This is a genomic window from Arthrobacter sp. AOP29-A2-19 (genome assembly GCF_058138025.1).
This window is the reverse complement of sequence record NZ_CM176894.1, coordinates 2,292,203-2,308,588: the sequence shown is the minus strand read 5'-3', so window position 1 is coordinate 2,308,588 and position 16,386 is coordinate 2,292,203. Positions and strand designations below refer to the sequence as shown.

At 68.8% G+C, this 16,386-nt stretch carries 20 protein-coding genes; 9 read left to right on the top strand and 11 right to left on the bottom strand.

What is annotated here, in order from left to right:
* Positions 1 to 118: 118 nt before the first annotated feature.
* Genes AC3ZJJ_RS10645 through AC3ZJJ_RS10625 form a run of 5 tightly spaced genes read right to left on the bottom strand, consistent with a single transcriptional unit; the run spans position 119 to position 3,785 of the window.
* The gene (locus AC3ZJJ_RS10645; RefSeq protein WP_489891793.1) at positions 119 to 460 is read right to left on the bottom strand and encodes a YciI family protein; all 342 of its coding nucleotides are present in this window, start codon (positions 458 to 460) and stop codon (positions 119 to 121) included.
* The gene (locus AC3ZJJ_RS10640; RefSeq protein WP_489891792.1) at positions 457 to 624 is read right to left on the bottom strand and encodes a hypothetical protein; all 168 of its coding nucleotides are present in this window, start codon (positions 622 to 624) and stop codon (positions 457 to 459) included. The genes AC3ZJJ_RS10645 and AC3ZJJ_RS10640 overlap by 4 nt, the downstream gene beginning before the upstream one ends.
* A 31-nt stretch (positions 625 to 655) precedes the next feature.
* On the bottom strand, positions 656 to 1,363 hold the full coding sequence (locus tag AC3ZJJ_RS10635) for a glycosyltransferase family 2 protein (RefSeq protein ID WP_489891791.1): 708 nt from the start codon (positions 1,361 to 1,363) through the stop codon (positions 656 to 658).
* Positions 1,360 to 2,742 carry a PIG-L family deacetylase gene (locus tag AC3ZJJ_RS10630; RefSeq protein WP_489891790.1) on the bottom strand — a complete coding sequence of 461 codons (1,383 nt, stop codon included), beginning with the start codon at positions 2,740 to 2,742 and terminating at the stop codon, positions 1,360 to 1,362. The genes AC3ZJJ_RS10635 and AC3ZJJ_RS10630 overlap by 4 nt, the downstream gene beginning before the upstream one ends.
* Positions 2,736 to 3,785, bottom strand: a complete 1,050-nt coding sequence (locus AC3ZJJ_RS10625) for an acyl-CoA dehydrogenase family protein (RefSeq protein WP_489891789.1) — start codon at positions 3,783 to 3,785, stop codon at positions 2,736 to 2,738. The genes AC3ZJJ_RS10630 and AC3ZJJ_RS10625 overlap by 7 nt, the downstream gene beginning before the upstream one ends.
* A gap of 169 nt (positions 3,786 to 3,954) precedes the next feature.
* Between AC3ZJJ_RS10625 and AC3ZJJ_RS10620 the strand changes: the two genes are divergently transcribed.
* Genes AC3ZJJ_RS10620 through AC3ZJJ_RS10610 form a run of 3 tightly spaced genes read left to right on the top strand, consistent with a single transcriptional unit; the run spans position 3,955 to position 4,927 of the window.
* The gene (locus AC3ZJJ_RS10620) at positions 3,955 to 4,221 is read left to right on the top strand and encodes a DUF7218 family protein (protein ID WP_489891788.1); all 267 of its coding nucleotides are present in this window, start codon (positions 3,955 to 3,957) and stop codon (positions 4,219 to 4,221) included.
* A 51-nt stretch (positions 4,222 to 4,272) separates the two neighbouring features.
* A complete protein-coding gene (locus AC3ZJJ_RS10615; protein WP_489891787.1) occupies positions 4,273 to 4,563 on the top strand; it encodes a hypothetical protein in 291 nt (96 codons plus the stop codon).
* Positions 4,556 to 4,927 (top strand): hypothetical protein, encoded by a 372-nt coding sequence (locus tag AC3ZJJ_RS10610; protein ID WP_489891786.1) that lies wholly within the window; start codon positions 4,556 to 4,558, stop codon positions 4,925 to 4,927. The genes AC3ZJJ_RS10615 and AC3ZJJ_RS10610 overlap by 8 nt, the downstream gene beginning before the upstream one ends.
* 58 nt (positions 4,928 to 4,985) lie before the next feature.
* Here AC3ZJJ_RS10610 and AC3ZJJ_RS10605 read toward each other — a convergent pair whose 3' ends face one another.
* The 3 genes from AC3ZJJ_RS10605 to AC3ZJJ_RS10595 are packed head-to-tail and all read right to left on the bottom strand — an operon-like array spanning position 4,986 to position 7,298.
* Positions 4,986 to 5,969, bottom strand: a complete 984-nt coding sequence (locus AC3ZJJ_RS10605) for a DNA topoisomerase IB (protein WP_489891785.1) — start codon at positions 5,967 to 5,969, stop codon at positions 4,986 to 4,988.
* Positions 5,970 to 6,815 carry a non-homologous end joining protein Ku gene (ku, locus tag AC3ZJJ_RS10600; protein ID WP_489891784.1) on the bottom strand — a complete coding sequence of 282 codons (846 nt, stop codon included), beginning with the start codon at positions 6,813 to 6,815 and terminating at the stop codon, positions 5,970 to 5,972.
* 3 nt (positions 6,816 to 6,818) lie between these two features.
* Positions 6,819 to 7,298 carry a pyridoxamine 5'-phosphate oxidase family protein gene (locus AC3ZJJ_RS10595; protein ID WP_489891783.1) on the bottom strand — a complete coding sequence of 160 codons (480 nt, stop codon included), beginning with the start codon at positions 7,296 to 7,298 and terminating at the stop codon, positions 6,819 to 6,821.
* 177 nt (positions 7,299 to 7,475) lie between these two features.
* Between AC3ZJJ_RS10595 and AC3ZJJ_RS10590 the strand changes: the two genes are divergently transcribed.
* From AC3ZJJ_RS10590 to AC3ZJJ_RS10575, 4 genes are all read left to right on the top strand, one after another.
* Positions 7,476 to 10,109: an ATP-dependent DNA ligase gene (locus AC3ZJJ_RS10590; RefSeq protein ID WP_489891782.1), complete on the top strand. Its 2,634-nt coding sequence runs from the start codon at positions 7,476 to 7,478 to the stop codon at positions 10,107 to 10,109.
* Positions 10,110 to 10,196: 87 nt separating this feature from the next.
* Positions 10,197 to 11,126, top strand: coding sequence for an SDR family oxidoreductase (locus tag AC3ZJJ_RS10585; protein ID WP_489891781.1), 930 nt, complete (start codon positions 10,197 to 10,199; stop codon positions 11,124 to 11,126).
* Positions 11,127 to 11,281: 155 nt separating this feature from the next.
* Positions 11,282 to 11,566, top strand: coding sequence for a hypothetical protein (locus AC3ZJJ_RS10580; RefSeq protein WP_489891780.1), 285 nt, complete (start codon positions 11,282 to 11,284; stop codon positions 11,564 to 11,566).
* A gap of 173 nt (positions 11,567 to 11,739) precedes the next feature.
* Positions 11,740 to 12,360, top strand: coding sequence for a CE1759 family FMN reductase (locus AC3ZJJ_RS10575; protein ID WP_489891779.1), 621 nt, complete (start codon positions 11,740 to 11,742; stop codon positions 12,358 to 12,360).
* 89 nt (positions 12,361 to 12,449) lie between these two features.
* Here AC3ZJJ_RS10575 and AC3ZJJ_RS10570 read toward each other — a convergent pair whose 3' ends face one another.
* From AC3ZJJ_RS10570 to AC3ZJJ_RS10560, 3 genes are all read right to left on the bottom strand, one after another.
* Complete coding sequence (locus tag AC3ZJJ_RS10570) at positions 12,450 to 12,641, bottom strand: CsbD family protein (RefSeq protein WP_489891778.1); 192 nt, start codon at positions 12,639 to 12,641, stop codon at positions 12,450 to 12,452.
* Positions 12,642 to 12,714: 73 nt separating this feature from the next.
* Positions 12,715 to 13,275, bottom strand: coding sequence for a Dps family protein (locus AC3ZJJ_RS10565; protein WP_489891777.1), 561 nt, complete (start codon positions 13,273 to 13,275; stop codon positions 12,715 to 12,717).
* A gap of 141 nt (positions 13,276 to 13,416) precedes the next feature.
* Positions 13,417 to 14,622, bottom strand: a complete 1,206-nt coding sequence (locus AC3ZJJ_RS10560) for a MalY/PatB family protein (RefSeq protein WP_489891776.1) — start codon at positions 14,620 to 14,622, stop codon at positions 13,417 to 13,419.
* Positions 14,623 to 14,685: 63 nt separating this feature from the next.
* Here AC3ZJJ_RS10560 and AC3ZJJ_RS10555 point away from each other — a divergent pair, with 63 nt between their 5' ends.
* The gene (locus tag AC3ZJJ_RS10555; protein WP_489891775.1) at positions 14,686 to 15,213 is read left to right on the top strand and encodes a DUF6328 family protein; all 528 of its coding nucleotides are present in this window, start codon (positions 14,686 to 14,688) and stop codon (positions 15,211 to 15,213) included.
* 47 nt (positions 15,214 to 15,260) lie between these two features.
* Positions 15,261 to 16,385, top strand: coding sequence for a DNA alkylation repair protein (locus tag AC3ZJJ_RS10550; protein WP_489891774.1), 1,125 nt, complete (start codon positions 15,261 to 15,263; stop codon positions 16,383 to 16,385).
* Position 16,386: the final 1 nt, after the last annotated feature.

The window sequence follows — 16,386 nt, the reverse complement described above, 5'->3', positions numbered from 1 at the left end:
AAGTCTCGACCAGGGGCCGGGCGGTCATCGACCGCCGGGCCCCTGCCTGTCTGTCCGCTCCGCGGGAAGAAGCTTCCAGGCCGCCGTGCGTTCGGCACCCGTGGGCGCGTCGGCGTGGTCAGCTGGCCGGGTCGTACTGGAATTCGCGCAGTTCCTGTGCGCAGCGGCAGGCGACGGCGATCTTCGCGGCCCACTCCAGCGCGTCTTCCCGGGTGGGCAGCTCGAGCACGGTGTAGCCTCCGTTGGGCACCTTGTGGTCCGGGTACGTGCCTTCGGTGACGGTGCCGTCGCCCGCCACGCGGACGGGCTCCACGCCCTCGTTGATCCCGCCCCCGAAGACGTACACGCCGGCCGCCTTGGCCTCCTCGATGACCGCATGGGACTCTTCGACCACCGCCTCGAAGTCCCCTTCGGGGAACACCATGGCCTCACCGGGGAACGAGATCAGGTACTTCGTCATTCGAGGACTCCTCTGCTCCAGCGGCGCGGACCGTCCGCGCTTCCCTGCGGCACCGTTCCGGTGCCCAGCCCGATTATCGCTCCCCGGTCCATCCTGCGGTCAAGGGGTGCCCTCGCCGCGTAGACGTAGGCGTCCCTGAGGACCACACTCAGCTTCATCGGCATGCATTGAGTCCATTCGTGGTCGGAAGGTGCGCTAGAGACGGGCGAGGTAGCCGGCGAAGCCGTCCGGGGCCCGACCGTCAGTCCGCGCGGACGTCACGGCGTGCAGGGTCCCGGACGCCCGCACGTCCATGCCGGCCGCGCGGAGGCATTCGACGAGACGAACGTCCTCGCCGCTCCGCAGGGGTTCAAAGCCGCCGACGGCCAGGTACGACGACGCCCGGACCCCGAGGTTGGCTCCGTGGATGTGTCCGTGGCCGTCTGCGCGGACGTGCCGAGCGGACCACGCCGCGTGGCGGCGGGCACCAAGCTCGGACCGGTCCGGCTCGACGGTGCCGAGCACGGCGTCGGCGCCGTGGTCGGCGAACTCGAGGAAGCGCACCAGCCAGTCGGTCGGCACCAGCGTGTCGGCGTCCGTGCAGGCGATCCATGCCGGGGTGTCGGGCGGGACGGTGGCCAGCGCGGCGGCGACCCCCGCGGCGCGCGTCGCGCCGACGGAACCGAAGCCGACGGTCAGCGTTCGGATGCGGGAGTCGGCGGCCGCTGCCTCGCCGGCGACCCGGGCCGAGCCGTCCGTGCAGCGGTCCAGCACCAGCGTGACGGCGGCCCCGCAGCCGGGCGCGGTCGCCGCCAAGGCATCGAGGGCCGTCCGGAGGGCCGTGATGCACGCCCCCAGGGTCCGTTCCTCGTTGCGGACGGGAACAACAACGACCATCTGTCCAACGGGTTCGCGCGTGCTCATGCGCCGCCGCCCGGCGCCTCGAAAACCTCAAGGAGGAAGTCCGCCTCGCGGTGGACCACAACGGCGTCCCAGCCCAACTGGTCCAGCGCGGTGCTGTGCACCGTTTCGCCGTCGAGTTCCCACCCTTCGATGGGATGCAGCCAATGGCAGAGCAGCAGGTGCCCGCCGGGTGCCAGCGACTCGCTGGCCCGGGCCAGCAAGAGAGTCAGCTCGTCCCGTCCCAGGAAGTAGCCGACCTCGGAGACCACGACCAGCTCCAACGAGCCCGGCGGGACGTCGGGCCAGCCCCCGGGCAGGTCGGCGCGGACGAGGTCCACCTGCCGGAGGTCCTTCAGCCGCTTGCGGGCCGCCGCGATGGCGACCTCGCTCGCGTCCAGCGCGATCACGGAACCGCACCGCTCGGCCAGCGCCTGCGTCAGGACACCGATGGAACAGCCCGCCTCGAGGGCGGACGCGTAGTCCGTCCTGGGCAGGGACGCCAGTGTCACGGCCCGCTTCCGGCGCTCGTAGTCGCTGGTCAGGTAGGCCCAGGGATCGGGGTCGCGCGTGTACAGCGCATCGAAGACCGCCGCGGCCGAGGCTGAGTCGCGCCGGCCGCTGGGACTCCAGCGGAACGTCTCGGCGCCGCGCTCGAAGTGCGCCAGGAAGCCTCCAGCCAGCAGTACCCCGTCGCCCGGGGCGTCGGAGAGCGCCGTGATCTGAGACGTGTGCGAGTCCATGGCGGCGCGCTTGGCGGCCAGCGCCCCGCCGTCGAGCGCCAGGGACCGCCAGTGTGTCCATTCCGGGGAGGCCTCCGGATCGGCCCACAGCCAGTACCAGATGGGGAATTCGACCAGGGCCGCCTTGTGGCGGGCCGCCACGCGCGAGGCGGCGGCGCCCACGGCGTCGTGGTCCGTGTGGCCGTCGAACCTGTAGGGAGCGGCGATCGTCGCCGCGGAGCCCTTGGGGAGAAGGGCGGCGACCGCGGCCTCCACGGCGGCGACGTTCTCCGCGACCCGGCCGTCGGGCAGACCCAAACAATCCCACGTCAGCGATCCAGCTGGGGCGCCGGCGACCGACGACCGCAGCGCGTCCATCGCGGCCGCGAACTCTCCGGTGCGCACGTCGGCCAGGCGCTCCTGGGTATGGGTGGGGGAATCGGGGTGCGATGCCTCGCCGGCCGTGCACAGGACGACGTACACGTCGGCGCCGGCCCGAAGCGCGGCGTTCATCAATCCCGCCGCTCCGAGGGACTCGTCGTCGGGATGGGCCGCGACGACCACCAGTGTGCCGCCCGCCCCCGGTATCGCCTCGGCGGGCAACGGGGGGAGGGATGCGACACCTGCGGCCACCCACCGGTCTTCCGGTGTTCCGGCGTCGAGGTGGGTGAACGTCACCATGTTCCAGGTTCCCCGTTCCGCTGGCCGGCCTCAAGCACCAAGCCGCCCAAGGACGCGTCGTCGCGTGCCCCGTGGTGCTGCCGCACATAGAGCGTCAGGTCGGCCACGCGCCGGGCATGGTCCTCGTCGAACGCCAGCGGCGCGGGGCCCAACGCCTCGCCGCAGATGGCCAGGATGCGGGTGCAGACGTCGGCGATCTGCCCTCGAACCCTGTGTCCCTCCAGCCAACCCGCCGTGCCGGCGTCCACGGCATCTGCCGCGGCGGCCAGCGCGGCCGCGCCGCCGGCGAGCAAGCGGTCGGACTCGCCCAGCCACGCAAGCGCCAACTGGTCCGGGGTGCGGCGCTCCGCGGCCCGCGCGAGCGTCCTGAACAGTCCCACGGCGCCGCCGAACCAACATGCCGCGACACCGATGCCGCCCCAGGCGAACCCATCCCGCCGCAGGTACCAGTCGGTGGCGCCCACCGGGGAGGCCGCCACGGAGGAAAACCCGACCGGCCCGCTGGGCACACCCGGAAGTCCGTGCGCGTTCCAGGTGCCGGCACGCACGTCGACGCCGTCCTGGCGAAGGTCCACGGCGAAGGCCCTACGGCCGCCGTCGACGTGGGCCGTGACGACTGCGCGGTCCGCCTGCCCGGCGAGGGAACACCAGGGCTTCTCGCCGTCCAGCAGCCACGCGCCGCCATCCTGGGCGGCGGACAGCCGCGACTGCCCGGACTCGGCGGCGTACACGCCCCACACGGAGCCCGGTTCCCACGGCTGACCTGCCTGCGCGAGGATCGCGGCGGCGTCGAAATGGGGCTCGACGGCGCGTGCCGCCGCGAGGTCGGCCGACGCGACCGTGGCCAACAGTTCCCACAACCGGGCCGTGTCCCCGGCCCCGGGAAGCGGAGGGGGAGCGGCGACGGAGCGCAGGTGTTCGAGCGCCGGCGTCGGATCGCCGGCGGACATCTCCGCGGCCGAAAGCAGCCCCGCCGATCCCGCCCACGTTTCATCGGCGGAACGCCCCCCGCGACCGCCGAATCGTATGTGCCGGATGCCCAAGACCGCCCCCTTTGTCAGTGATCGCGTGATCTTCTGCCACCCTAGCGCGTTGGGCGGGCGCCGCGGCCATCGCCGCGTAGCCTCCCCGCGAAGCATGCCCAAACAACGCTTGACCCCTGCCTGACCTGTGCGACTACGCTGTAAGTACCGAGACACGGAGGTTGGTGAAATGGCCGAAAACCGGAATCCGAGTATCAAGGACGAAGAGCTCTACGAAAAGCTCCGCGACGAGGGCAATTCGAAGCAGAAGGCTGCACGCATAGCCAATGCCGCGGCGCGGGACGGCCGCGGCACCGTCGGCGAGCGTGGCGGCGAGTCCGGCAGCTATGAGGACTGGACGGTCGACGAACTCAAGAGCCGCGCCAAGGAGATTGGCCTGCACTGCTATTCCGACATGAAGAAGGCCGAGCTGATTGATGGCCTGCGGAATTCCTGACCAGGGAATTCTTGGCGTGCCCCGAACCACCCACCACCATAGGAGCTGAACATGGAAGAGCCAGACGCCTCACTTGACCGATCCAACCACCCGCCGAACAAGCCGACCCGACCCGTGGACACGAAGCCACGGGGCTGGCTCCTGTTCGCGTCCGGACTCGTGATTGCCCTTGTCTTCGGCATCTACCTGTGGGTCGAGGCCCTCAAGCGCGGCAACGCTGCCACCCCGCTCTGGCTGGGCGTCGCGTTCGGACTCATCATCGCCGGCCTTGGCCTGTATCGGCGGCTGGCCGGCCCGAGCAAGCTGGACTTTGCCGAAGGAGGAACAAATGTCAGTGAATGATTCACCAGAAATCGTCCCGCCGACCCTCGACGGGGCGCCGGAGGCGGAACCGCTGGACGGCCGCGACTCGCAGCCCGTGCCCGAGGGCTCGTCCGACGATCCGCGGACCCTCGACGCGGACGATCCGCTGCGGGATCCGGAGCGGCTCGTGGACGAGGACCAGCCGACGGAACCTCTTCCCGAGAACGAGAGCTTCCTGGAGCTCCCCGATTCCGAGGAACTGTCCGGCACGGTCGGCGCCGACGAGCTGCCCGGCCGCGACGGCGCCGAGGACACGTTCGACGAGGATGCGCTTCCCGACGGGAGCGGCAACGACGGCCCTCCCGAACGCCGTCCGGACCCGGACCGCTTCGACGCGGGATAGGTCCAACGCGGCGGCCACCCGCCCGCGCAAGCCGAACGCCCACCGCCGGCCGAAAAGGCTAGCGGTGGGCGCCGTCCGTTAAGAGGTCGAGGACGGCGCGGTCGGGCTGCCTGCGGAAGTCGGCGGCCCGGCCCTGCTCGAAGTGCTTCACGACGCGGGGATCCACGTAGGAATCGCGCGCCACGGACGGCGTGTTGTGCAGCCATTCGGCGGCGTCCTTGACGGCCACCGTGACGGCATCCGGGGAGCTGTCCCCGGCACGCAGCGCCCTGGCGAGTGAACGCGCGGCCACGACTGTTCCCTGCCACGTGCGGAAGTCCTTGGCCGAGATGTGCGACGACGCGGCGTCGGCCAGATAGCCGTTGATGTCGGTGTCCGATACCCCCTGCCACTTCTTGCGGCGCCCGTTCACCACGGGATAGCAGATGGCCGGCGCCGCGCGGGGTGTCTTCGGGACGGTGGCGAAGTAGGCGGCTAGGAGCGGGTCCTCGAGCGCCACGTCCCAGTCGCCGCCGGACTTGCCGCGGAACACCAGCCGTACCAGATTCTTCTCCACGCTGACGTGGCGCCGTTGGAGCGTGGACGCTCCGAACGAGCCGTTCTCCTCGGCGTAGGCGGCCCCGCCGACCCGCAGCCCGGCGCGGTCCAGCAGCCGAACGGCCGCGGCGAGCGCTCGACGCCGGACGTCGTCCTCCTGCTTCAGGTCCCTGCTGACTGTCCGGCGCACGGCGGGCAGCCGCTGGGCGAACGACAGCGAACGCGTGAACTTCTCCGCGTCCCTGAGTTCGCGCCAACGCGAGTGGTAGAGGTACTGCGTCCGCCCGGCGGCGTCGATCCCCGTGGCCTGTATGTGCGCGTTGGCCTGCGGCGCGATCCACACGTCGGTCCAGGCCGGAGGAATGGCCAGGGCGCGGATGCGTTCCAGCGTGGATTCCGAGGTGACCTTGCGCCCGTTGGCCGCGGCGTAGGTGAACCCGCCACCCGCCTGTCGGCGGGTGATCCCGGCGCTGCCGGGCTGGACCTTGCGCAGGCGTGGGGCCACCTAGGCGCCCTTCCTCTTCTTCGTCGTCGACCCTGCCGGAGCCTTGGAGCGCTTGCCCTCGATGCTGCGCTTGAGCGCCTCCATCAGGTCGATCACGTCGCCGGAACCCTCGCCCGACTCCTCCTGGGCGGCCTCCGTGTCGCCGAACGTCGCCCCGGTGTCCAGCGAGTCGCCCTTCTTCAGCTTCTCGTCGATCAGCAGCCGCAGTTCCTTCTGGTATTCGTCCTCGAACTCCAGCGGCGCAAAGTCGCCGGCGAACTGCTCCACCAGCATCGCCGACATTTTGAGCTCCTGGTCGCTGATCTTGGCCCGCGACTTGGTGGCCGGGAAATCAACCTCGCGAACCTCGTCGCCCCACAACATGGCCTGCAGCACCAGCACCTTCCCGCGCACGCGCAGCGCGCCGAGCCGGGTCTTCTGACGCAGCGCGAACTTCACGATCGCGGTCAGCTCCGTGTCCTCCAGCGTCTTGCGGAGCAGCAGATAGGCCTTGGGGGACTTCGAATCCGGTTCCAGGTAGTAGCTTCGCTCCATCATGATCGGGTCGATCTGGTTGTTGGGAACAAACTGCACCACCTCGATCTCCCGGCTCTTCTCGGCGGGAAGGGCGTCGAAGTCCTCCGCCGTGAGCACCACGGTGCGCTCCCCGTCGTCGTACGCCTTCTGGATGTGCTGGTACTCGACCTTTTCGGCGCACACCTCGCAGCGCCGCTGGTACCGGATGCGGCCGCCGTCGGCGTCGTGCACCTGGTGGAGCGGCACGTCGTGGTCCTCGATGGCGCCGTACGCCTTGACCGGCACGTTGACCAGGCCGAAGGCGACGGCGCCCGTCCAGATGGCGCGCATGGCCTAGAGCTCGACCGTCCCGGAATCGCCGGGGTGGGCCGGCTTGCCGGTGATCTTGGCCTTGACCCAGCCGGCCGCCAGGGCCGCGGCGCCCGCGGGGTTCTCCCAGAACTGGGCGGACTCCGCGTCGACCCGCAACAGGACGACGTTGGGGGACTCCGGCCCGCCCTCGACGAACTCGTCGACCACCGGCCCCCAGAGCTGTCGCTTCTTTTCGACGTCCCCGACGACGCTCGCCGTGGCCGCCAGCGAGACCCAGTGCTTGCTGTCGGAAAAGGCCACGTTCACCGCGCCGTCCGCCTGGATCTCGGTGGCGACGTCGGAGTCCAGGGTGGTGAAGAACCACAGGTCCCCGTCCTCCGCGACCTCAACCACGCTCATCGGACGGCTCACCAGCTTGCCGTTGGAGTGCGTGGTCACCATGCCGACCCGCGTGTGGTTGATGATTGCCAGAACCTTCTGTACGTCGTTGTTCTCTGCCACGGCGTTCCTCCTTGGGTTTGGTGCAACCGACCCTACCTTTTTTGCGGCGCGTTGTAAGGGGGCGGAGCCCGCAGGTTCCGTCCGTTCGCGCATGTCAACGCGGCCGTGGCGCATGCGGGCCTAGCACTGGACGGCGCGAGGCGGCACAGTGGGAGGCAACGGGAAGGAGCCCCAGCCATGACCCCATCCTCCAGCGGGCAGATGGTCGAGGTCGCCGGCCACCGGCTGAAGGTCACCAATCTGGACAAAGTGCTGTATCCGGAGACCGGCACCACCAAGGCCGACGTCCTGCGCTACTACGCCGAGGTGGCGCACGTTTTGGTGCCGCAGGCCGCCCTCCGGCCGGCAACGCGCAAGCGGTGGGTCAACGGCGTGGGGACCGCCGAGAAGCCGGGGCAGATGTTTTTCCGCAAGGACCTGGAGGACTCGGCGCCGGACTGGGTGCCCCGGGCGGACATCCAGCATTCCGACCACGTGAACACGTACCCGCTGGTGAACCATCCCGCGGTGCTGGCCTGGTTCGGGCAGGTCGGGGCCTTGGAAATCCACGTGCCGCAGTGGCGCTTTTCCCGCGAACTGTCGCCGTTGAATCCCGACCGGATGGTGTTGGACCTCGATCCGGGCGAGGGGGCGGGCTTGGCCGAATGTGCCGAGGTGGCGCTGCTCTGCCGGGACCTGCTCGCGGACATGGGCCTGGAGGCCGTGCCCGTCACCTCCGGGTCCAAGGGCATCCACCTGTACGCGCCGCTGGACGGCAGCCACACCACGGAGCAGGTCTCCGACGTGGCGCACGAGCTGGCCCGCTCGCTCGAGGCGGACCACCCGGACCTGGTGGTCTCGTCGATGAAGAAGACCCTGCGGACGGGCAAGGTGCTGGTGGACTGGAGCCAGAACAACGGCAACAAGACCACCATCTGTCCGTACTCGCTCCGCGGCCGCGCGCACCCGATGGTCGCCGCGCCGCGGACCTGGAAGGAAATCGAGGACCCGAAGCTGCGGCAGCTGGACTTCCAAGAGGTCATCGAGCGCGTCGCCGACGGCGTCGATCCCATCTCCGCCCAAGGGTGGCACGGCGCGACGGCGGGGCGCGAGGCCGGCGATCCGGGAACCGGAGACACCGACCGCCTCGCCACCTACCGCCGCATGCGGGACGCGTCCAAGACCCCCGAGCCGGTGCCCGAGGAGCCGCCCGCCGCCCGGCGGCTCGCCGACGGCGAACTGGCCACCTTCGTGGTGCAGGAGCACCACGCCCGCCGCCTGCACTGGGACTTCCGGTTGGAACACTCGGGCGTGCTCGTCTCGTGGGCGGTGCCCAAGGGCCCACCGCTCGACACCGAGGAGAACCGGCTGGCCGTGATGACCGAGGACCACCCGCTAGATTACGGGAGCTTCGAGGGCAGCATCCCCAAGGGGGAGTACGGTGCCGGCGACGTGACGATCTGGGACGCCGGAACGTACGAGCTGGAGAAGTGGCGCGAAGGCAAGGAAGTCATCGTTGTGCTCCACGGCCGGCGCGACGGCGGCTTCGGTGGCGTCCCGCGACGCTACGCCCTGATCAACGCCCCCGGAATGGGGGACAAGAAGAACTGGCTCATCCATTTGATGAAGGATCAGCCGGACCCGGGTGCCAAGCCGGGGGAGACGGCTCAGAAGCACCACGGGCGGCACCACCCGGGGCGCTCCGGACCCTCCGCGGCAGCGTTGAGCCGACAGGACTCGGCCGCCGGCAAGGCCGCTGACGCGACCGTCGTGATGGATACCAGCGCGGCCAACGATGCGGCCGAGCGTCCGGCGCCGGCCGCGCACGCGGGGCACGGCGAGTTGCCGGAACCAATGCTCGCGACGGTCGGGACCTCCGACGGCCTGGACCCCGAGTCCGAGTGGGAGTTTGAGATGAAATGGGACGGCGTCCGCGCCATCGCCGGTGTGGCCGACGGCAGGGTGACCCTGGTCAGCCGCAACGGGAACGACATGACCCGGCTGTATCCGGAGCTTCAGGAGCTCGCGGGGCTCGCGGCGGGAGGCAAGGATCTGGACGGGGCGGTTTTCGACGGCGAAATCGTGGCGCTCAACGGTCGGCACCGGCCGAGCTTTGGGCTCCTGCAGACCCGCATGAAGCTGACCACCGAGCGGGAGATCGCGTCCACCGCGCAGAAGGTACCCGTCCACCTGATGCTGTTCGATTTGCTGCGCGTACCCGCCGGTTCGGCCGAGCCCCGCGGTCTGATGCGCACCCCCTATGCCGAGCGGCGTCGGGAACTGTTCACCGCCGTTGTGCCCGGCAAGCACATCCACCTGCCCGATGCCCACACCGGGGGCGTCGACGAGGCCATCGAGTCCAGCCAGGAACTGGGGCTGGAAGGCGTCATCGCCAAGAAGACGGACGGAATCTATCTTCCCGGCAAGCGCAGCCACAACTGGATCAAGATCAAGAACGAGTTCCACCAGGAGGTGGTGGTCATCGGCTGGCGGCAGGGATCCGGCGGGCGCGTCGGGGGCATCGGTTCCCTGCTCGTGGCGGTGAACAACGAGGACGGGCTGGGCTACGCCGGGCGCGTGGGAACGGGCTTCAGCGACGCCGACCTGCGGGAGGCGGAGACGATGCTCAAGCGGCTGGAACGCAAGACCCCCGCCATCGAGTCGGTGCCGGCCGCCGACCGCGGGGACGCCGTCTGGGTGAGCCCTCGGCTCGTCGGCGAGGTCAGGTATTCCGAGGTCACCGAGGCGGGGCGACTCCGGCACGCGGTGTGGCGCGGGTGGCGCCCGGACAAGGACCCGGAGCACGTGCGCTGGGAGGCACCGGACCGGTGACGGGCGGACCAGCCGTTGATCGGTGGCCGCATTTCCCCTAGCGTCGGATGGGTCCGCTGTACGGCACGACCAACGAGGGGATCCTCCATGGACGACATGCGCCAACCGAACAACCCGGAGACCGAAGCCGGCCAACTGACGCTGGACAATCCGGTGGACCGCCACCCCAAGATTTCGCCGCCGAAGCAGGACCAGCCCGAACCCGGGCTGGACGCCAAGCTTGAGCCCCGCGCCGACCACGGCGAGAAGTCCTACGTCGGGACCGGCCGGCTCAAGGGCCGCAAGGCGCTCGTCACGGGCGGGGACTCGGGTATCGGGGCGGCCGTGGCCATCGCCTTCGCGCGCGAGGGCGCAGACGTCGCCATCGCGTACCTGCCGGCCGAGGAGCAGGACGCCCGCGCGATCATTTCCGTCATCGAGGCCGAGGGGCGCATCGGGATCGGCTTCCCGGGGGACCTGATGGACGGCGACTACCGCGCGTCCCTGGCCGACGACGCCGCTCAGGCGCTCGGCGGGATCGACATCCTGGTGAACAACGCGGGGAAGCAGCTGAGCGTCGACAAGCTCGAGGACCTCGACGAGGAGCAGGTGCTGCAGACCTTCACCGTCAATATCATGTCCATGTTCACCGTCACCCGCGCGGCGCTCAAGCACATGCCGGAGGGCGCGTCGATCATCAATACGACGTCGATCCAGGCCTACGACCCGTCGCCGAACCTTTTGGACTACGCGTCCACGAAGGCGGCCATCAACAACTTCACCAAGGGCCTGGCCCAACAGTTGGCCCCGCGGGGGATCCGCGTCAATGCCGTTGCGCCTGGGCCCATTTGGACGCCGCTGCAGGTGTCCGACGGGCAGCCGAAGGATGCCCTCCCGGAGTTCGGGCAGGACACCCCGCTGGGCCGGGCGGGGCAACCCGTGGAGCTGGCTCCCGCCTACGTGTTCCTTGCCTCCGCCGAGTCGAGCTACGTGGTCGGCGAGACCCTCAACGTCAACGGCGGGAAGCCCTCGCCCTAGCTTCTTGGTCGGTGCGCCTTGTTGACGCGCTCCACGGCGTCTTTTCGCTATGCCCAATCGATATGTTCCCCCCTTGTAAACGCAGGTGGCCGAGCCTACGGTTTAGGTACCAGCCGGATGCTTGGCAACCGGCACGGAGCGCGAAGGAGCGAACCATGGGACGCGGTCAACTCGCTGAGGCGGGCGGCAGGAGCCAACGGGGTTTCCGGCCCCGGCACGTGCCAGGAACCGTTCTGGCAGGCTGGGGTCTGGTGGTCCTCATTCTCTGCGCGGCCTTCAGCGCCATCGGTTTGGGAGGCAGTGATTCTTCCGGCGTCTTGTTCTTTGGGATGTTCGCCGGGATCGGCATGGTCGCCTACGGCCTCTACCGCGGCATCGGCGGCTTCGGGCCGCTGGGCGGTGGGCCCGACGACGGATCCGGGCGGCATCGGGACGTCTAGGCCGTAAGTCGGCCGCCCAAACACCAGAACGAGCCACCGTCACACGAACCAACTTCCATTCGCGGGAGGGGAACGTGGCGGTGGTTCTCCTGTGGGTGCGGCACTCGGGAATGAAATGAGGCCACCTTGGGTTTTATATGCAAACGCATGAACCCAAGGTAAGGATGAGCAGCATGGCGAAGTCGATCGTAGTTATCTCCGGAGGGCTCGCAGTGCCCTCCACCAGCCGGATGCTGGGAGACCAGATCGCCGAGGCGGCGCGGCGGGCGCTCGCCGAACGCGGCGTCGAGTCCGAGGTTGTCGCCATCGACCTCCGCGACTACGCGGTGGACATCGCGAACAACATGGTTACCCGCTACGCCGCGCCCCGTTTGGCAGACGTGATCTCGAAGGTCGCCGCCGCCGACGCGCTGGTGGCCGTCAGCCCGGTCTTCACGGCCTCGGTCAGCGGCCTGTTCAAGTCGTTCCTGGACGTCCTTGATCCCAAGGCGCTCGAGGGCAAGCCCGTTGTGCTCGCGGCGACCGGCGGAAGTTCCCGCCACAGCATGGTCCTGGACTACGTGATGCGGCCGATCTTTGGCTACCTCCGGGCCGCCATCACGCCCACCGGAGTCTTTGCGTCGCCCGAGGACTGGGGCGGAGACACGGGCGGCGGGATGCTGTCGGAGCGCGCGGCCCGAGCCGCCGCCGAACTGGCCTCGGCCGTGGAGGGAGCGGCGTCCGCCAAGCCCGTGGACACCCGCATGGAGTCGCTCCCGTTCGAACAACTGCTGGGAAATATCACCCCCGTCTAGGAGCGCAGACGAGCCCGAACGCAGACAGGAAGGCCGCCCCGGTGAACTCCGGGGCGGCCTTCCTGTTCATACTTGTTGTTGCGGACTCGCTACTGGAAGCCGTCCTTGACGTCCTTGGCGGCGTCCTTGACGTGCTCGCCGGCCTGCTTGGTGTTCGCCGAGACCTGGTCTGCCCGGCCCTCGGCCTGCAGGCGTTCGTTGTCCGTGGCGTCGCCGACAGACTCCTTGGCCTTGCCCTTGAGCTCTTCTGCCTTGTTCGAAATCTTGTCACCCAAACCCATGGCGGGCTCCTTTCGTTGGTTTAACACGCAAGCTGCTGCCAGCGTCCGAACGGTGTAATTTCGGTCCTTGGTACTACTTCGCCTTGGCCGCTGCGGCCTTTTCGGTGCTGGCTCCGGCGTCGGACAGCTCGCCCTCGTTGTTTTCGAGGTGCGATCGCATGAACCACTGGAACAGCTCCAGCGCCGACGTCTGGGTAATGAGCAGGTCCTCGGCGATCGGATCGATCTCGCCGACGGCCTCGATGGCCTCGCGATGGCTGGAGATGACCCCGGTGTAGACAATGTCCAGCGCGGCCAGATGCTCCGTGGTGGAGGCCCGGCCGATCGAGTAGTCGTCCCAGTCGCGTGCCTTGACCAGTGCACCGGCCAGGCCGTTGGGCGCCACGCCCATGGTCGCGACGCGCTCGGCCGTTTCGTCGATCATGCCGCGCACCAGCTCGATCTGCGGGTCGAGCATTTCGTGGACGCCGATGAAGTCGCGTCCCACGACGTTCCAGTGCGCGTGCTTGAGGGTCAGCTGGAGGTCGTTGAGCGCATGCAGACGGGTCTGGAGAATGTCCGCGACCTTGTGTCCGTCTTCCAAGCTCAGTCCGGGAACCGTGAATCCTGCCTTAGAGCCGCTTTTGGCGACCATAACAACCTCCTCGCGTTCGCGCCGCCCCGGTGGGCGGCCTCACACGACACGTTACGTTCGCGTTACCGGTAGGTCTAGCGATTTCGCCCGTCGCCGAATCGGGAAGTTTTGGCTGGCCCCGGGAACCATGGCAGCCACACCTCAGAGGTAGTCGTCGATGTCTCCCGAGTCGTTGATGTCGGAGCCGTCGACCGCGGCGCCCATGCGGTGGACCATCGCCTCCAACACGGGCCGCGGTGTGGCGAAATTGAGGCGCACAAATCCGCGCCCCGCCTCTCCGCAGTCGGTTCCGCGGATAGTTGCCACCCCCGCCTGGTGCCGGAAGAAGCGAGCGGGATTTCGCCCGAGCTTGAGCCGGGAAACGTCGATCCATGCCAGGTAGGTCGCCTCGGGTGCGATGTAGCGTGCGGCGGGCAGGTGTTCGTGGACAAGGTCCCCGAGCAGTTTCCGACTTCCGTCCAGGTAGTCCACGACGCCTGCGAGCCAATCGCCACCGCCGCCGTAGGCCGCGGCCGTCGCCGCAAGGCCAACGTTCGCGGCACCATGCTCCGCGGCGCCGCCCAGGGCCGCCCACAGCAGCCGGTCCACGTCGTTGGTGAGGATCAGTTGGGCGCACTTGAGTCCGGGGAGGTTGAACGCCTTGCTGGCCGAGACGCCGGTGACGCTGTGCCCGGCGGCAACGGCGTTCACCGACGCGTAGGGAACGTGCTCCGCGGTGCCGAACGTGAGCGGAGAGTGGACCTCATCCGCGTACACACGCGACGCGGTGGCGTCGACCAAAGCGCTGATTCGATCGAGTTCCCCGCGGGAGTAGACCTTGCCGATGGGATTGTGGGGATTAACGAGGACCAGCAGCGCGCCGCCCTGAAGGGCCTGCTCCAGTGCAAGCCAGTCGATGTCCCAGGAGGCGTCCGACTGCACCATGTCCACGTGGATGGCCCGCCTGCCATAGCGCCTGGGCGCTTCGAGGAACGGCATGTAGGCGGGTGTCAGCAACACGACCGGCGCGTCCGGACGGTGGACGGGGGAGAAGTGCAGGATTGCCGTCTCCAGGCCGGTCATAACACTCGGAAGCGGCCGCACCTGCTCCGCATCCACCTCCCATCCGTGGCGCGTCGAGAGCCAGGTGGACGTCGACTCCTGCATGGCCCGGACCAAGTGGGGCGGCGCGTACCCGAGCAAGCCGGAACTGATGGTTTCCGCCGCGGCCTCGGCCACCCCTGGGGCCGTGCCGAAATCCATCTCGGCGACCCAGGCCCCGAGCATGTTGGGGTATCCCGTCCACTTCAGCGAGCGTCGGCGGCGAAGCTCGGCGGAGGTGATTCTGTCGAACGGGTGGGGATTCATGGTGACAGCATACGGACTCAAGGTTTCGGGCTGGATTCACCCGTATTCAGGTACGTTGTCCCCATGGATACGGACGATCAGGTTGGGGGCGAGTCGCGGGGAAGGTCGGAGACTTTCGAGGAAAAGCTGGACCGCAACTGGAACGATCTGCTGCAGGAACTTCGCGTAATGCAGACCGGCGCGCAGATTATCACCGCCTTCCTGATGACACTCCCGTTCCAAAGTCGTTTCGAGGATCTCGATTCGTTCCAGAAGGGCTACTACGTTGTCCTGCTGTCCTTCTCCGCGGTGCTGACGGGCTTGATCACCACACCAGTTGCCATCCACCGGCGGTTGTTCGGCAAGCATGTCAAGGCCACAACCGTGGCCCACGGGCACCGGATCGTAAAGGTCGCCGTTGTGTGCGTCGGGTTGATGGTGAGCGCGTGCGTCGGCTTCATTGTCGACGTGATGCTCGGGCCCACGGCCGCCGCCTATGTCGGCGGCGGCGTCGCGGTCATCGTGCTTTTTCTGCTGGTGGTCCTGCCCCGCCTGCTGAAGCCTGTTGACGTTGAGCCCAAGGGCACGACGAACGGTGGCGGCGATGACTGAGGACCGCGAAGCCAATTCCGACACAACAAGCAACCGAAAGGCGGCCCATGGGCGCGATCGATGACCTGCTGGGGCCGGCGACGGTGGAGGCCTTGGGATCCGTGCTGGGGCGTGCCGCGCCGGGTGTCGCCTGGGACGGGGTTCGCACGGCGGCCGAACGGCTGGACGGGCTGTCGATCCGCGCCCGGGCCGACGTCGTTGCGGCGGCGGTCGTCGAGGATCTCGTGGGCGCCGGCGGGCGAGGGTCCGCGGCCGACGCCTACGCGGAGGGAGCGGCGTTGTGCAGGCGCGCGCTGGCGGACGAGGCCTTCACCGGGTGGATGGTCTGGCCGGCCGGTGAAGCCGTGGTCACGATGGCCCTGGCGGACGGGACCGAGGGAGCCTTCGACGACTGCCTGCTCCTCCTGAGGGACTTCACGCCGCGGCTGACATCCGAGTTTCCCATTCGGCGCCTACTGCGCACGGATCTGGACCGGGCTCTTGGCATCATCTCGGGTTGGACGTCCCACGCGGACGAACATGTGCGGCGCTTGGCGAGCGAGGGAACCCGCAGCTACCTCCCGTGGGCGGTGCGCGTGCCGGAGCTTCTGACCCGGCCGGAAGCCACCGTTCCCGTCTTGGACAGGTTGAGGTCGGATCCGAGCGAGTATGTGAGGCGTTCGGTCGCCAACCACCTGAACGACTTGGCGCGCCACGCGCCGGACCTTGTGGTGGCAACGGCCTCCCGCTGGTTGGAGGACGGCGATCCGTATGCCGACTGGGTGGTGCGCCACGGGCTGCGGACACTGGTCAAGAAGGCGCATCCGGGGGCCTTGGCGTTGCTGGGGTTCCGTCCCGCGACAATCGAGGTTGGACCCCTGGCGCTCTCCGCCAGCGAGGTGGAGCTGCCGTCGAGCCTGGAGTTCGCCTTCACGGTGACGAATGGCGGCGACGCCGCGGCGCGGCTGGCGGTCGACTATGTGGTGCACTACGTGAAGGCCAGCGGATTGCGTGCGGAGAAGGTCTTCAAGTTGGCAACCGTGGAGCTTGATCCCGGCGAGACCAGGTCCATGCGCAAGCTGCACGCCTTCCGGCAGATGACGACGCGCGTCCACTACGCGGGGCGCCATGCGCTGGAGGTGCAGATCAACGGTGAGCGGGCCGGCCTGACCGAGTTCGACGTCCTCGTCTGAG

Coding starts and splice junctions, on each gene's coding strand:
- AC3ZJJ_RS10645 (WP_489891793.1), bottom strand. CDS start 460: ATGACGAAGTACCTGATCTCGTTCCCCGGTGAGGCCATGGTGTTCCCC.
- AC3ZJJ_RS10640 (WP_489891792.1), bottom strand. CDS start 624: ATGCCGATGAAGCTGAGTGTGGTCCTCAGGGACGCCTACGTCTACGCG.
- AC3ZJJ_RS10635 (WP_489891791.1), bottom strand. CDS start 1,363: ATGAGCACGCGCGAACCCGTTGGACAGATGGTCGTTGTTGTTCCCGTC.
- AC3ZJJ_RS10630 (WP_489891790.1), bottom strand. CDS start 2,742: ATGGTGACGTTCACCCACCTCGACGCCGGAACACCGGAAGACCGGTGG.
- AC3ZJJ_RS10620 (WP_489891788.1), top strand. CDS start 3,955: ATGGCCGAAAACCGGAATCCGAGTATCAAGGACGAAGAGCTCTACGAA.
- AC3ZJJ_RS10615 (WP_489891787.1), top strand. CDS start 4,273: ATGGAAGAGCCAGACGCCTCACTTGACCGATCCAACCACCCGCCGAAC.
- ku (WP_489891784.1), bottom strand. CDS start 6,815: ATGCGCGCCATCTGGACGGGCGCCGTCGCCTTCGGCCTGGTCAACGTG.
- AC3ZJJ_RS10590 (WP_489891782.1), top strand. CDS start 7,476: ATGACCCCATCCTCCAGCGGGCAGATGGTCGAGGTCGCCGGCCACCGG.
- AC3ZJJ_RS10585 (WP_489891781.1), top strand. CDS start 10,197: ATGGACGACATGCGCCAACCGAACAACCCGGAGACCGAAGCCGGCCAA.
- AC3ZJJ_RS10580 (WP_489891780.1), top strand. CDS start 11,282: ATGGGACGCGGTCAACTCGCTGAGGCGGGCGGCAGGAGCCAACGGGGT.
- AC3ZJJ_RS10575 (WP_489891779.1), top strand. CDS start 11,740: ATGGCGAAGTCGATCGTAGTTATCTCCGGAGGGCTCGCAGTGCCCTCC.
- AC3ZJJ_RS10570 (WP_489891778.1), bottom strand. CDS start 12,641: ATGGGTTTGGGTGACAAGATTTCGAACAAGGCAGAAGAGCTCAAGGGC.
- AC3ZJJ_RS10565 (WP_489891777.1), bottom strand. CDS start 13,275: ATGGTCGCCAAAAGCGGCTCTAAGGCAGGATTCACGGTTCCCGGACTG.
- AC3ZJJ_RS10560 (WP_489891776.1), bottom strand. CDS start 14,622: ATGAATCCCCACCCGTTCGACAGAATCACCTCCGCCGAGCTTCGCCGC.
- AC3ZJJ_RS10555 (WP_489891775.1), top strand. CDS start 14,686: ATGGATACGGACGATCAGGTTGGGGGCGAGTCGCGGGGAAGGTCGGAG.
- AC3ZJJ_RS10550 (WP_489891774.1), top strand. CDS start 15,261: ATGGGCGCGATCGATGACCTGCTGGGGCCGGCGACGGTGGAGGCCTTG.